At 48.1% G+C, this 12,327-nt stretch carries 12 protein-coding genes; 6 read left to right on the top strand and 6 right to left on the bottom strand.

The features are described from left to right. Positions 1-234 precede the first annotated feature (234 nt). Positions 235-1,629: a DEAD/DEAH box helicase gene (locus ACTHUM_RS07280; protein ID WP_100066635.1), complete on the bottom strand. Its 1,395-nt coding sequence runs from the start codon at positions 1,627-1,629 to the stop codon at positions 235-237. Positions 1,630-2,059: 430 nt separating this feature from the next. Between ACTHUM_RS07280 and ACTHUM_RS07275 the strand changes: the two genes are divergently transcribed. Next, a complete protein-coding gene (locus tag ACTHUM_RS07275; protein WP_004519367.1) occupies positions 2,060-2,395 on the top strand; it encodes a hypothetical protein in 336 nt (111 codons plus the stop codon). 208 nt (positions 2,396-2,603) lie between these two features. Here the strand turns inward: ACTHUM_RS07275 and clpX are convergent, their stop codons facing one another. Next, positions 2,604-3,869, bottom strand: a complete 1,266-nt coding sequence (gene clpX, locus ACTHUM_RS07270; protein WP_070695339.1) for an ATP-dependent Clp protease ATP-binding subunit ClpX — start codon at positions 3,867-3,869, stop codon at positions 2,604-2,606. Between the two features lie 313 nt (positions 3,870-4,182). Between clpX and ACTHUM_RS07265 the strand changes: the two genes are divergently transcribed. Both ACTHUM_RS07265 and ACTHUM_RS07260 read left to right on the top strand, forming a co-directional pair. Further along, a complete protein-coding gene (locus ACTHUM_RS07265) occupies positions 4,183-5,091 on the top strand; it encodes a serine hydrolase (RefSeq protein ID WP_371440889.1) in 909 nt (302 codons plus the stop codon). Positions 5,092-5,199: 108 nt separating this feature from the next. Then, positions 5,200-5,973, top strand: a complete 774-nt coding sequence (locus ACTHUM_RS07260; protein ID WP_150537636.1) for a M48 family metallopeptidase — start codon at positions 5,200-5,202, stop codon at positions 5,971-5,973. Between the two features lie 62 nt (positions 5,974-6,035). On the opposite strand, the gene ACTHUM_RS07255 is transcribed toward ACTHUM_RS07260, so the two are convergent. Continuing rightward, complete coding sequence (locus ACTHUM_RS07255) at positions 6,036-6,530, bottom strand: DMP19 family protein (RefSeq protein WP_440361153.1); 495 nt, start codon at positions 6,528-6,530, stop codon at positions 6,036-6,038. Between the two features lie 112 nt (positions 6,531-6,642). Between ACTHUM_RS07255 and ACTHUM_RS07250 the strand changes: the two genes are divergently transcribed. Both ACTHUM_RS07250 and ACTHUM_RS07245 read left to right on the top strand, forming a co-directional pair. After that, the gene (locus ACTHUM_RS07250; RefSeq protein WP_036491686.1) at positions 6,643-6,840 is read left to right on the top strand and encodes a zinc-finger domain-containing protein; all 198 of its coding nucleotides are present in this window, start codon (positions 6,643-6,645) and stop codon (positions 6,838-6,840) included. A gap of 3 nt (positions 6,841-6,843) precedes the next feature. Next, a complete protein-coding gene (locus ACTHUM_RS07245; protein ID WP_049348955.1) occupies positions 6,844-7,200 on the top strand; it encodes a hypothetical protein in 357 nt (118 codons plus the stop codon). A gap of 6 nt (positions 7,201-7,206) precedes the next feature. Here ACTHUM_RS07245 and mutY read toward each other — a convergent pair whose 3' ends face one another. Beyond that, positions 7,207-8,241, bottom strand: a complete 1,035-nt coding sequence (gene mutY / locus ACTHUM_RS07240) for an A/G-specific adenine glycosylase (RefSeq protein WP_440361147.1) — start codon at positions 8,239-8,241, stop codon at positions 7,207-7,209. A 162-nt stretch (positions 8,242-8,403) separates the two neighbouring features. Between mutY and ACTHUM_RS07235 the strand changes: the two genes are divergently transcribed. Next, on the top strand, positions 8,404-9,444 hold the full coding sequence (locus ACTHUM_RS07235) for a zinc-dependent alcohol dehydrogenase family protein (RefSeq protein ID WP_049335428.1): 1,041 nt from the start codon (positions 8,404-8,406) through the stop codon (positions 9,442-9,444). 69 nt (positions 9,445-9,513) lie between these two features. On the opposite strand, the gene trmA is transcribed toward ACTHUM_RS07235, so the two are convergent. Together trmA and pta are read right to left on the bottom strand one after the other, a co-directional pair. Then, the gene (trmA, locus tag ACTHUM_RS07230) at positions 9,514-10,599 is read right to left on the bottom strand and encodes a tRNA (uridine(54)-C5)-methyltransferase TrmA (protein ID WP_049335430.1); all 1,086 of its coding nucleotides are present in this window, start codon (positions 10,597-10,599) and stop codon (positions 9,514-9,516) included. Positions 10,600-10,716: 117 nt separating this feature from the next. Next, positions 10,717-12,219 (bottom strand): phosphate acetyltransferase, encoded by a 1,503-nt coding sequence (gene pta, locus ACTHUM_RS07225; RefSeq protein ID WP_049344381.1) that lies wholly within the window; start codon positions 12,217-12,219, stop codon positions 10,717-10,719. Positions 12,220-12,327: the final 108 nt, after the last annotated feature.

The raw sequence follows: 12,327 nt of genomic DNA, 5'->3' as shown, positions 1-12,327 counted from the left end.
TTCAATGAAATCGACAGCTACAACGAAGTAGCCGAGAAAGTGAATGTTTAATATAGCAAGGTAAACCGATTTTCAGACGGCCTTAAATAATAAAGGCCGTCTGAAACGGAAAAATAAAGGGCGTGTTCATCACGTCCTTTTTATTTTTAGTTTAATAAAAGGCCGTCTGAAAGATAAGTTTCAGACGGCCTTTGCTTAGGATAAATAATCAGAAAACCGATTAATCAGCGTTGTTTACTTTACGCCAAAACCAGGTTGGAGCAGGGCGCAAGGCTGACGCTCGTGACGGCTGCGGCGTGTTCTGCCGGCAATTTTGCCGCAGACAATACCCGGATCGTTTTTCTCTTCTGCTTTTTTTGAGCTTTTATCTGATTTATTCGCGTATTCGTTGCGTTTGTTTCTATCTTCGCGGCGAGAGCGGCTGTCGTTGTGCTGAACCGGTTGTGCTTCAGCTTCATCTTGATTGTCGTTGCCCCACCAATACGGCTCAAAGCCTTCGATGCGTTCCACATTCAAATCGCTGCCGGTCAGCTCTTTAATGGATTCAAACATTTTCTGTTCGGTTTTATCCATCAAGGAAATGGCAACGCCGTCGGCACCGGCCCGGCCGGTGCGTCCGATGCGGTGGACGTAGTCTTCAGGTTGGGTTGGCAGCTCGTAGTTGATGACAAAAGGCAACTCGGCAATATCCAAACCGCGCGCAGCAACATCGGTGGCAACCAAAACGCGTAATGTGCCTTCTTTAAAGGCGTTGAGGGTTTCCAGTCGGCTTTGTTGGGATTTGTCGCCGTGGATGGATTGAGCGGCAATGTTGCGGCGGACGAGGTCGCGGGTAACTTGATCGACGCTTTGTTTGGTTTTGCAGAATACAATGACTTGATTCATATGCAAATCAACAATCAGACGTTCGAGCAGGTTGCGCTTTTTGAGTGCATCAACGGCGATGATGTGTTGCTCGACATTGGCGTTGGTGGTATTTTGCGCAGCCACTTCAACCATTTCGGGCGTGTGCATAAAATCTTGCGCAAGTTTGCGGATAGGCGGTGAGAAAGTGGCGGAAAAGAGCAGGGTTTGTCGCTGTTTGGGCAACATCTGCATGATTTTGCGGATATCGTCGATGAAACCCATATCAAGCATACGGTCGGCTTCATCGAGTACGACGATTTCAACTTTGTTTAAATTAATGTTTTTTTGTTTGACGTGGTCGAGCAGTCGGCCAACCGTAGCGACAACGATTTCACAACCAGCGCGCAAGTCGGCAGTTTGTTTGTCCATATTGACGCCGCCGAAGAGGACGGTATGGCGCAAAGGAAGATTTTTAATGTATGCCTGCACGTTTTGATCGATTTGATCGGCCAGTTCGCGGGTAGGGGTTAATACCAACATGCGGACAGGGTGCATGGCAGGGGAGGTGCTGGATGTGGCGTAGCGTTTCAGGCGTTCGAGGCTGGGCAGCATAAAGGCGGCGGTTTTACCTGTGCCGGTTTGTGCTGCGGCCAAAAGATCGTGTCCTGCCAAGGCTTTAGGAATCGCTGCGGCTTGGATAGGCGTCGGGTTTTCATACCCTTGATCGGTCAGGGCAGAGACTAATTCGCTGCCTAAACCGAGTGAAGAGAAAGGATTCATGATGGTGGCTTTCTGTTCAGACGGCTTTTTGAATGGTGAGGCCGTCTGAAAAATCTGATTCTGAAATGGATAAACCGCAGTATGATTTTGATTCTGCGGTTTGAAAAAAATGGGGAGCGGAATAATCCGTCAAGTAGCCCATTATGCCATAAAAAGATGGACTCCCCAAATGATGGTTGCGGCTAGAATTGACCAAGTTTTGATATTTTTACAGTTCAAAAACAGAAAAATTTACTGGCCTGCAAGGTTTTGAGTTTATTGAGGATTAAGCATTTGTCTTAACGTCAATAGAATTAATTTATCAAAAACTTACAGGCTGAAATGAAACTAAATTGTACTCACGTACTCAATATTGAGGTGCAGAGCTTGTTTTGTAGCCTGTATCTCCCGTTTAACGGTAAACCATAAAATCAAAATTTAGGAATATACAATTATGAAAACTTTATTGATCGCTCTTGCAACCGGTAGCCTGATGTTGGCAGCTTGTTCTTCTTCCAAACCTGCTGAAGAAGCGGCAGCGCCACGCGTCACTGTTGAAGAAGCAATGACCCAATGCCAACAGGCATCTGGTGAAAATGCTGACCGCGCTGTGTTTGACGCCTGCATGAAAGACAAAGGCTATCAACGTACCGCTGAATCAGCTGCTTCCGAGCCTGCTGCCTCTGAACCTGTAGCAGCGCCTGAGGCTGTTACTCCTGAAGCTGCCGCATCCGAGCCTGCTGCTAAAGCCGCTCCTGCAAAAAAAGCTGCTAAAAAAGCAAAAAAATAAGCTTCATAAAATTCAAGGAAGTCACTCTCATCAATACTCCGGATGAAGACAGACTTAGAGCAACTTGAAAACAAAGGCCGTCTGAATATGTTTCAGACGGCCTTTGTTTTTTTATGTATAAGGGCATTATTAGGAAATATGGTTTTGGTTTTATTAAGAAAATAAAAAAGACGTGTAACGGGTACACGTCTTTTTCGGAGAATAAACCTTATTGCTTATATTCGCTGCCGTCTTCACGGAAAAGTTTTGGCTGTTCGCCTTTTTCCACGACCTCTTTATTGATGACGACTTTTGCTACGTCTTTCAAATCTGGTAGAGTGTACATGGTGTCTAAGAGGCAACGTTCGACGATAGAGCGCAGGCCGCGCGCACCTGTTTTGCGTTCCATTGCTAGTTTGGCGATGCTGCGCAAAGCATCTTCTTCAAACTCAAGGCCGACATCTTCCATTTCAAACAAGGTTTGATATTGTTTGACCAAGGCATTTTTCGGCTCGGTCAAAATGTTGACTAAAGCATCTTCGTCCAATTCTGTCAATGTAGCAATCACGGGCAGACGGCCGATAAGCTCGGGAATTAAACCGAATTTAATCAAATCTTCAGGCTCGACTGTCTCAAACAGAGCTGAAATATCGGCGTTTTCATCTTTACTGTGCACCGCCGCACCAAAGCCGATACCGCCTTTTTCAGTACGTTGACGGATGACTTTTTCCAAGCCGGCAAATGCGCCACCACAAATAAAGAGGATGTTGGTGGTATCAACGTTGATGAATTCTTGGTTCGGATGTTTGCGGCCGCCTTGAGGGGGAACGCTGGCTACCGTGCCTTCAATCAGTTTCAGCAAGGCTTGTTGCACGCCTTCGCCAGATACGTCGCGCGTAATGGACGGATTGTCGCTTTTGCGTGAAATTTTATCGATTTCATCGATATAAACGATGCCGCGCTGGGCTTTTTCAACGTCAAAATCACATTTACCCAAAAGTTTGGTGATGATTTGTTCGACGTCTTCACCGACATAACCGGCTTCGGTTAAAGTTGTGGCATCCGCCATGACAAAAGGTACATCCAGTTTGCGCGCCAAAGATTGCGCCAACAAGGTTTTACCTGAGCCGGTAGGGCCGATGAGCAGGATGTTGGATTTGGACAATTCAACCTTGCCCTCTGCTTTTGGATGGCGCAGGCGTTTGTAGTGGTTGTAAACCGATACTGCCAACGCTTTTTTTGCGTGTTCCTGACCGATAACGTGGTCGTTGAGGTTGGCAACGATTTCGGCCGGGGTAGGCAGTTTTTTCTCGGTGTTTTCTTCTTTTGCTTTGGCAAGCTCGTTTTCAATTTCGCCGGATTCGTTGTCTTGCAGCATCATGCCGCAAGTTTCTACACATTCGTTGCAGATGAAGGCGTGTTCGCCTTCGATCAGATTTTTAACGTCGTTTTCGGACTTCCCGCAAAATGAACAGGTGCGTTTTTCTTCAGACATAATAATTTCTTCGTATGGTTGTATGGAGGCTGTGTTGTAAAGGGGGAACAGATATTTCGGGCGTATTGCCGGATTGAGGGAATGCCTCTGACAAGGGAGCCTAAGTATAATGACTATCTTGTGTTTTTTCAAATCAGAGCAGGCATTGCGCCGTATCGTCTAAGAAACAGATGAGGGCGCTGGATTTGAATATCTCGCAAACAAACGCAAAGTTTTCTCAACTCGCTTTACAATTAGCGAAAAATTTAACAGAATGTTGAATTAAATGTATTTTTTTGAATTGGCAGATATGAAATTCTATAAAACTTTAGGAATGGTATGGACAGGTGTGGCATTGGCTTTTGCTTCCGCGCCTGCCGTTGCCGATGATATGGATGTATTGGGACAATTTTTGGAGCAAAATTTCCCAGTGCAAAATGACCCGATGGAAGCTTTTGCGTTGAGTCATGCCGACCAAGTCGAAGCTCAAGCCGCTTTGGCCGGTCCTCTGCTTTCTTCGCAATCTGCTTTGATTTTCAATAATAAAACCGGTGAAGTGCTGTATCAGAAAAACCCTGATCGTGTCATGCCGATTGCTTCTATTTCCAAATTGATGAGTGCGATGGTGGTTTTGGATGCGCATCTGGATATGAACGAGCCGATCACGATTACCGAGGCTGAAATCGACCGTCTGAAAGGTACGGGCAGCCGCTTGAGCATCGGCACGACGCTGACACGCGGCGAATTGTTGCATTTGAGCCTGATGAGCAGTGAGAACCGTGCCACTCATGCATTGGGCCGTACTTATCCGGGCGGTATGAGCGCGTTTGTTGCGGCAATGAATGCCAAAGCGCAAAGCCTGGGTATGACCAGCAGCCGTTTCTATGAGCCTACCGGTTTGAATTTCCAAAACGTTTCAACTGCGCGTGATTTGAACCGCATGGTTGCGGCAGCCAGCAAATATCCGCTGATCCGTAAAAATTCGACTTCAAATTACGGCTCGGTTTGGACGGCAAACGGTCGTCAAAACTACAAAAACTCCAATGCCTTGGTGCGTGAGGGCAGCTGGAATATTGAATTGCAGAAAACAGGCTATATTCGTGAAGCAGGACGTTCTATGGTGGTTAAGGCCAATGTGCAGAATCAGCCGATTACCATTGTGTTGCTCAACTCTCCGTCTTCCACAACCCGCGTGAACGATGCGCGTAAGATTGAGTCTTGGATGCTGCAGCGCCGTTCTTAAATATTACGCTTAAAGGCCGTCTGAAACCGTTCAGACGGCCTTTTGTGTAAAGTGTATTAAATTTGGGTACAATGTCGTTACATTAACTTAAAAACACAGAGAGAAAACATGTTGAAAAAATGGAATAAAAAATATTGGGCCGGCATGGGCGTGATTTTGGCGTTGACCGGCTGTACTTCTGTAGCGGATATGGTTGGCTACGATACTGCGACTTTAAATGAAGACGCGGCTAAAAGTTATTCACAAGTCATTCAAAAAGCGCGTGGTCAAAAAGCTTTGGATGTTTCCTCTCCAACTGCTCAACGTGTTCAACGTGTGTTTGCACGTCTGCGTCCTCATGCTGAGCGCGCTAACAAAACCGGCGTGCCTTTCAATTGGCAGATGAACGTTATCCGTAGTGATGAAATGAACGCATGGGCGATGCCGGGCGGTAAAATGGCCGTGTACACCGGCATAGTAGAAAAATTGAAGCTGACGGATGCTGAAATTGCCGCCGTTGTCGGCCATGAAATGACCCATGCTCTGTTGGAACACAGCAAAAAAGCTTTGGGCGGACAAGTGTTGACCGGCTTGGGCGGTTCGATTTTGGCCAGCTCAACCGGTGTGGATGGTGATTTGGTTGGCTTGGGTGCAGATTTATTGGCAACCAAACCGTTCTCGCGCCATCAGGAAAGCGAAGCGGATGCCGGCGGTGTGCGTTTGATGGCTGAAGCAGGCTACAACCCTGAGGCTGCGGTAAGCGTGTGGGAAAAAATGAACAAAGTACAGGGCGGCAGCTCATTGTCTATTTTGTCGACCCACCCGACCAATCAGGCGCGTATCAATGCAATCCGCAAAATGTTGCCTGAAGTAATGCCGATTTATCAGAAGAACAAACGTTAATTCGACGTATTGATGATTTTGCCGGTTTGAACGGATGATTCAAACCGGCAAAGTTTTAGGTTTCAGTCTGACAGTTTTGCAAATTTATCCCAATTTGCCTGAACGTAGGCTGCTGCGGTTTCCAAGTCTTCGTCGGCAACGTCATAATAATCGCCGTCAAGTTCTTCAAAATCGGGAAAAGCTTTGCGGATTTCGTCGAAATCCCTTTGTTCGTCTGCCATTTTTTCAATGGCTTCGCCGTGTTTTTCGTACAGGGCTTTGGCTTTGTCTAAGATTTTCGGTATCGGCTTGATGCGCCAGCGGCGCAGGCTGTCGGCAACCGGGTTGCCGAAGATGTATTCTCCGTATCCTGAAGCGATAAGCTGTACGAAGCCGCCTTCTTGAACCTGGCTGTCGAGGTAGCAAAGGGCGGTCAATGTATGCTGTTCGTCGTTGAGACCGGACATTTCCTCGTCGCCTGCCTGTTCGGTGTGGTCCAAATAGGCTGCGCTGAGTGTATAAAGAAATGAAGCGGAATCGGAAGTATCGAAATCTTGAATGCTAAGCAGGGTGGTCATCATCATCAAAGGCCGTCTGAAAAAAGTGATTATATAATGTTTCAGTCTGAACCTAGCGGCCGTTTTGCTTTACAATATCGGAAGATAAGAAAACATAGTGAGGAACCAAACCATGAGTACACAATCTGAAAAAAACGTTGTAGTCATCAAGCCGCAGGATTTGCCGCTGCATTGCTCCGGCCCTAATCATGAGACATGGAACGGCCATCCGCGCGTGTTCTTGCCGATTCAGTCCAACAGTGAGATTGAATGCCCGTATTGCAGCACTTATTACCGTCTTGATGGCGAGATTCCGCATCACCATTACTAATCTATGCCTATGTTGAACAAAATCATCTGCGCCTTGTGCCTGAGTTTGTGCGCTGCATGCGGCTCGTATAAGGCCGTGCGCCCTGATGCGCCGTTACCGGTCATTGCACAGGCGCAGACGTATTCTGTCCGTTATCAATCCGCACAAGGTCGGACGATTACTGCAATTTATATCAACAGCCACAGCCCGATGATGGTTGAGCTGCGTGAAGGCAATACGGTTGAGAAACTGGTGCAAGTCCGCTTGCGCAGTCAGGGCGTCGAGTACGCCAATCCAAGCTCGCGTTGGCAGATTGGCGATGGGTTTGCCGTATTGATTCGAGGCGGAAAAGAAGTTGTATTTAAAGAGATTGTGGAATAGGGCGGTTTAGCCGTTTGCCAAATATTTGATTAAAGGTTTGGGCAAACCATAATCTGCCAAATGTTCCGATGATACCCAAAGGCCGTCTGAAAGATGTTCAGACGGCCTTTGTTGCGTCTGAAAAGGGGTAATCATCAATAAGCGGTGGGTCAGGCGGTGGGTAAACGTGGTTTGTTCTTCAAGGCCGTCTGAAACAATGCCGAAGCGTTCGGCGTAAGCATACAAATCGTCTAATTTTTCAAAACAGGGTACGCAATACAGACCGCCCCAAATGCCTTTGGCAGGGCGTTTTTCAAGCAATAATGCGCCGTCTTGGTTACGAATAATCAGCCAGTAAAGCGGCAGGGTATGTACTTCAAGGGTGATTTTTTTGCGCGGCAGCTCGTCAATACGGTTTTGTTTTTTTGCTTCGCAGATGTCTGCCATAGGGCATTGATGACACAAAGGTTTTGTCCGTTTGCATACTGTTGCGCCCAAGTCCATCAAGCCTTGCGTGTAGGCAGGCATATCGGCGTTTTCAGACGGCAGCAGGCTTTCGGCGAGCGACCAGAGCGAGTTTTCAAATTTTTTGTCTTGCGGATTGCCGTCTTGGGCAAAAACACGGCAGAGAACGCGTTTGACATTTCCGTCCAAGATGGTTTCGCGGCGGTTGAAGGCGAAGGCAGAAATGGCGGCGGCTGTACTTCTGCCTACGCCGCAGAGCGTTTCCAAGTCTTTGCGCTCGGAAGGAAAGATACCGCCGGATTGTTCGACGACTTGTTGCGCGGCTTTGTGCAGGTTGCGTGCGCGGCTGTAATAGCCCAAGCCTGCCCATAAAGATAAAACCTCGTCTTGCGGCGCGGCGGCAAGAGATTGCACAGTTGGGAATTTGGCTAAGAAACGCGGATAGTAGTCCAATACGGTGGCAACCTGCGTTTGCTGGAGCATGATTTCTGAAAGCCAGACGGAATAAGGATCTTTGACCTGCCAAGGCAAGTCGTGACGGCCGTGTTGCCGTTGCCAATCAATGAGTCGGCGTGCGAATGATGTGGGTATGTTCATTAATATTTACCTTTTAATTATTTATTTTTAAAACAATACGTTATATCATAATATTATAAATAATAATCAGAATTGACTTATCTGGTGGAGGGGTATATAAATATAGTTAACGTGGATTTACGCAGTATTGTTAAAGTTTATTAACCGCTCAAGGAGATTCACATGAAAGCAATGGTTTATCACGGCGCAAACGACATCCGTTTTGAAGAAAAGCCCCGCCCTCAAATTATCGATCCGACCGATGCAGTCGTCAAAATTGTTAAAACCACGATTTGCGGTACTGACTTGGGTATTTGGAAAGGGAAAAACCCTGAAGTTGCCGACGGTCGTATCCTCGGTCATGAGGGCATCGGTATTGTAGAAGAAGTCGGCGATGCTGTAAAAAACATCAAAGTCGGTGATAAAGTCATTATTTCATGTGTCAGCAAATGCTGTACTTGCGACAACTGTAAAATCCAACTTTATTCACACTGCCGCAACGGTGGTTGGATCTTGGGTTATATGATTGACGGTACTCAGGCCGAATACGTCCGTACGCCTTATGCCGACAACAGCTTGGTTCCGCTGCCTGACAACGTCAACGAAGAAGTTGCCTTGCTGTTGAGCGATGCTTTGCCGACCGCCCACGAAATCGGCGTGCAATATGGCGATGTGAAACCCGGCGATACCGTATTCATCGCAGGCGCAGGCCCTGTTGGTATGTCTGCGTTGTTGACTGCGCAACTGTATAGCCCTGCCGCCATCATTGTTTGCGATATGGACGAAAACCGCTTGAAACTGGCGAAAGAATTGGGCGCGACCCATACCATCAACCCTGCTTCCGGCGATGTGAGCAAGCAAGTTGCCGCTATCGTCGGCGAAGATGGCGTAGATTGCGCCATCGAAGCGGTCGGTATCCCTGCGACTTGGAATATGTGCCAAGACATCGTGAAACCTGGCGGCCATATTGCTGTGGTTGGTGTACATGGTCAATCCGTTGATTTTAAACTGGAAAAACTGTGGATTAAAAACCTTGCCATTACTACCGGCCTGGTTAACGCCAATACTACCGAAATGCTGATGAAAGCCATTTCCAGCAGCTCAGTGGATTACACCAAGATGATGACCCACCATTTCAAATTCAGCGAATTGGAAAAAGCTTACGATGTATTCAAACACGCTGCTGAAAACCAAGCCATGAAAGTGGTTTTGGAAGCGGATTGATTTGAAAATCACTTAATATGCCGTTAATTAAAGGCCGTCTGAACATTCAGACGGCCTTTTTGTATGGTTTTATTTTTTCTTCTTCAACCAAACGCCGCTTTCGATATGGTGGGTAAATGGGAATTGGTCGAACAGGGCGGCGCGTTCGATGGTATGGGTTTGACAGAGCGTGTCGAGGTTGGTGCGCAGGGTCTCAGGATTGCAGGAAATATAGAGGACGTTGTCGAATTGGGCAACTAATTTGAGCGTCTCATCATCAACACCAGCGCGTGGAGGATCAACGAAAATGGTTGAAAAATCATAGTTTTTCAAGTCGACGCCTTGTTCTTGCAGGCGGCGGAATTCACGGTTTTGCGTGTAGGCCTCGGTAAATTCTTCCGCAGACAGACGAGCGATTTTGAGATTGGTAATTTGGTTGGCTTCAATATTCCATTGGGCGGCGTTGACGGAAGTTTTGGAAACTTCGGTTGCCAGCACCTGATTGAAATGTTGCGAAAGCGGCAGGGTGAAATTGCCGTTACCGCAGTACAGCTCAAGCAGGTCTTTGCCTAAGTTTTGCGCGGCATCACACGCCCAAGTCAGCATTTTTTGGCACACTTGGGCATTGGGTTGGGTAAAGCTGCCCTCGATTTGACGATAGCGGAAGGTCTTGCCGTTGACTTCCAATGCTTCGGTCACAAAATCTTGGCTCAATACGATTTTTTGTCCGCGGCTGCGGCCGATGATATGAATGCCCAAATTGTGCGCCAGCTCTTGCGCGGCTTGTTGCCATGCGTCGTTCAGCTTCTTGTGGTAAATCATGGTCACCAGCATTTCGCCGCTTAAAGTGGATAAAAATTCGACGGCGTACCAGCGGTTTTTCAGTTCGGGATGATTGGACGCGGCTTCAATCAGTTTCGGCATCAAGGCATTGATGGATTTGGACGCGGCAGGAAATTGGTCGCAACGGATCAGGCTTGCCCCACTTGCCTTTTGCCCGCGCTCAAACATGGCATAAAACATTTCGCCGCCTTCATGCCAGATGCGGAACTCGGCACGCATTCTGTAATGCTGTTCCGGAGATTCAAAGACTTCGATTTCAGGAAAATCCAGTCCTTGGAAAAGTTGCTGAAGATATTGCTTTTTGTCGGCTAGTTGTTGCTGGTAGGCAGTCATTGGGGCAGTCTTTCAGAAAATAATGGCGAATTATAATATAGTTGGCGCAAATATACGAAAGGCCGTCTGAAACATCGGTTTCAGACGGCCTTTGATTTCAAAGCATCAGCTTGTCAATCAGCCTTGCATTTGTTTGGCTTGAACGGCAGTCAGGGCGATGGTGAAGACGATGTCTTCAATCAATGCGCCGCGGGACAAGTCGTTAACCGGTTTACGCAAACCTTGCAACAACGGGCCTACGCTCAGGACGTTGGCGCTGCGTTGTACGGCTTTGTAAGTACAGTTGCCGGTATTGAGGTCTGGGAAAACTAAAACGGTTGCTTGACCGGCAACAGCGCTGCCCGGAGCTTTGGATTGGCCGATAGATGGAACGGTAGCCGCATCGTATTGCAACGGGCCTTCGATGGCCAAATCAGGGCGTTTTTCATTAGCCAGTTTGGTTGCTTCTATCACTGCATCGACATCAGGGCCGCTGCCTGAGTTGATGGTAGAGTAGGAAATCATGGCCACTTTGGGATCGATACCGAAGGCTTTGGCGCTGTCGGCAGATTGGATGGCGATGTCGGCCAGTTGTTCCGGAGTTGGGTTCGGGTTAACCGCGCAGTCGCCGAATGCCAAAACTTGGTTAGGCAGCAACATGAAGAATACGCTGGATACAAGGCTTGCACCCGGAGCGGTTTTAATCAGTTGCAGGGCAGGGCGGATGGTGTTGGCAGTAGTGTGGACTGCGCCGGAAACCAAACCGTCTACGTCGTTTTGAGCCATCATCATGGTACCCAGTACGACGGTGTCTTGCAGCTGTTTGCGTGCATCTTCAGGAGTCAGGCCTTTGGATTTGCGCAATTCGCACATTGGTTCAACGTATTGTTCAACCAAAGTAGCTGGATCAATGATTTCCAAAGAATCGGGCAGGGAGATGCCGCGTTCTTTCGCTACGGCTTCAACTTCTTCGCGGGTCGCCAACAGTACGCAACGGGCGATGCCTTTTTCGTGACAGATAGCGGCAGCGGCGACGGTGCGTGGTTCTGCGCCTTCAGGCAGGACGATGCGCATATCGGCTTTGCGTGCGAAATCGATCAGGTTGTAACGGAATTGGGCTGGAGACAGGCGTTTGGCTTCGCGTTTGGCCAAAGCGGATACGTCTTGCAGTTTGTCGCTGGAGCCGAAGAAAGTCAGGCCGGTTTGCTCGGCAACTTGTGCGCCTAAAGCAGCGGCTGCGCCGTCAATGATAAAGCCTTCCAATAAGCCCGGGGAGTTGGTGTAGAGCTGTTTGGTGAGGTTTAATTGTTGGGCAACGGCGGCTGCGTCGGAGTTGTCGGATTTCAGCGCCAATACAACGCCTGCGTCCAAAGACAACGCCAATTCGACGTTTTTGCCTGCCAAGAACAATTTGTCCGCATCAGGAGTGATGCCTTCGATAACGAGGTTATCTGCGTTCAATGCTGCAACTTTACCGACAAGCGCGTCGAACCAGTCGTCGCTTTTGCCTTGAGCCAACAGGGTTTCTGTAGTGGAGTCAACGGCTTGGAAAACTTGCGCATTCAATGCCGCTGCAAATGCTTTTGCCGCTGCATCGGCGCTCAGGCCGGTAGATACCGGTGCGATCAGGATTTTTGCCATTTTGTGTCCTCTCTTTCGGTGATTGTAGAAGAGTGTTGCTGTTGTGCAGCTGGTGCTGCATTTTATCACTTTGGGATAACATATACACGGTCATATTGACATATGTCA

Source organism: Neisseria sp. P0021.S006 (genome assembly GCF_051956895.1).
The sequence above is the reverse complement of the archived record's forward strand: the minus strand, read 5'-3'. Positions and strand labels throughout refer to the sequence as shown.

Excerpts from the sequence above, each read along its gene's own strand:
- ACTHUM_RS07275 (WP_004519367.1), top strand. The coding sequence starts at position 2,060 with ATGAAAACTTTATTGATCGCTCTTGCAACCGGTAGCCTGATGTTGGCA.
- clpX (WP_070695339.1), bottom strand. The coding sequence starts at position 3,869 with ATGTCTGAAGAAAAACGCACCTGTTCATTTTGCGGGAAGTCCGAAAAC.
- ACTHUM_RS07265 (WP_371440889.1), top strand. The coding sequence starts at position 4,183 with ATGGTATGGACAGGTGTGGCATTGGCTTTTGCTTCCGCGCCTGCCGTT.
- ACTHUM_RS07260 (WP_150537636.1), top strand. The coding sequence starts at position 5,200 with ATGTTGAAAAAATGGAATAAAAAATATTGGGCCGGCATGGGCGTGATT.
- ACTHUM_RS07255 (WP_440361153.1), bottom strand. The coding sequence starts at position 6,530 with ATGACCACCCTGCTTAGCATTCAAGATTTCGATACTTCCGATTCCGCT.
- ACTHUM_RS07250 (WP_036491686.1), top strand. The coding sequence starts at position 6,643 with ATGAGTACACAATCTGAAAAAAACGTTGTAGTCATCAAGCCGCAGGAT.
- ACTHUM_RS07245 (WP_049348955.1), top strand. The coding sequence starts at position 6,844 with ATGCCTATGTTGAACAAAATCATCTGCGCCTTGTGCCTGAGTTTGTGC.
- mutY (WP_440361147.1), bottom strand. The coding sequence starts at position 8,241 with ATGAACATACCCACATCATTCGCACGCCGACTCATTGATTGGCAACGG.
- ACTHUM_RS07235 (WP_049335428.1), top strand. The coding sequence starts at position 8,404 with ATGAAAGCAATGGTTTATCACGGCGCAAACGACATCCGTTTTGAAGAA.
- trmA (WP_049335430.1), bottom strand. The coding sequence starts at position 10,599 with ATGACTGCCTACCAGCAACAACTAGCCGACAAAAAGCAATATCTTCAG.
- pta (WP_049344381.1), bottom strand. The coding sequence starts at position 12,219 with ATGGCAAAAATCCTGATCGCACCGGTATCTACCGGCCTGAGCGCCGAT.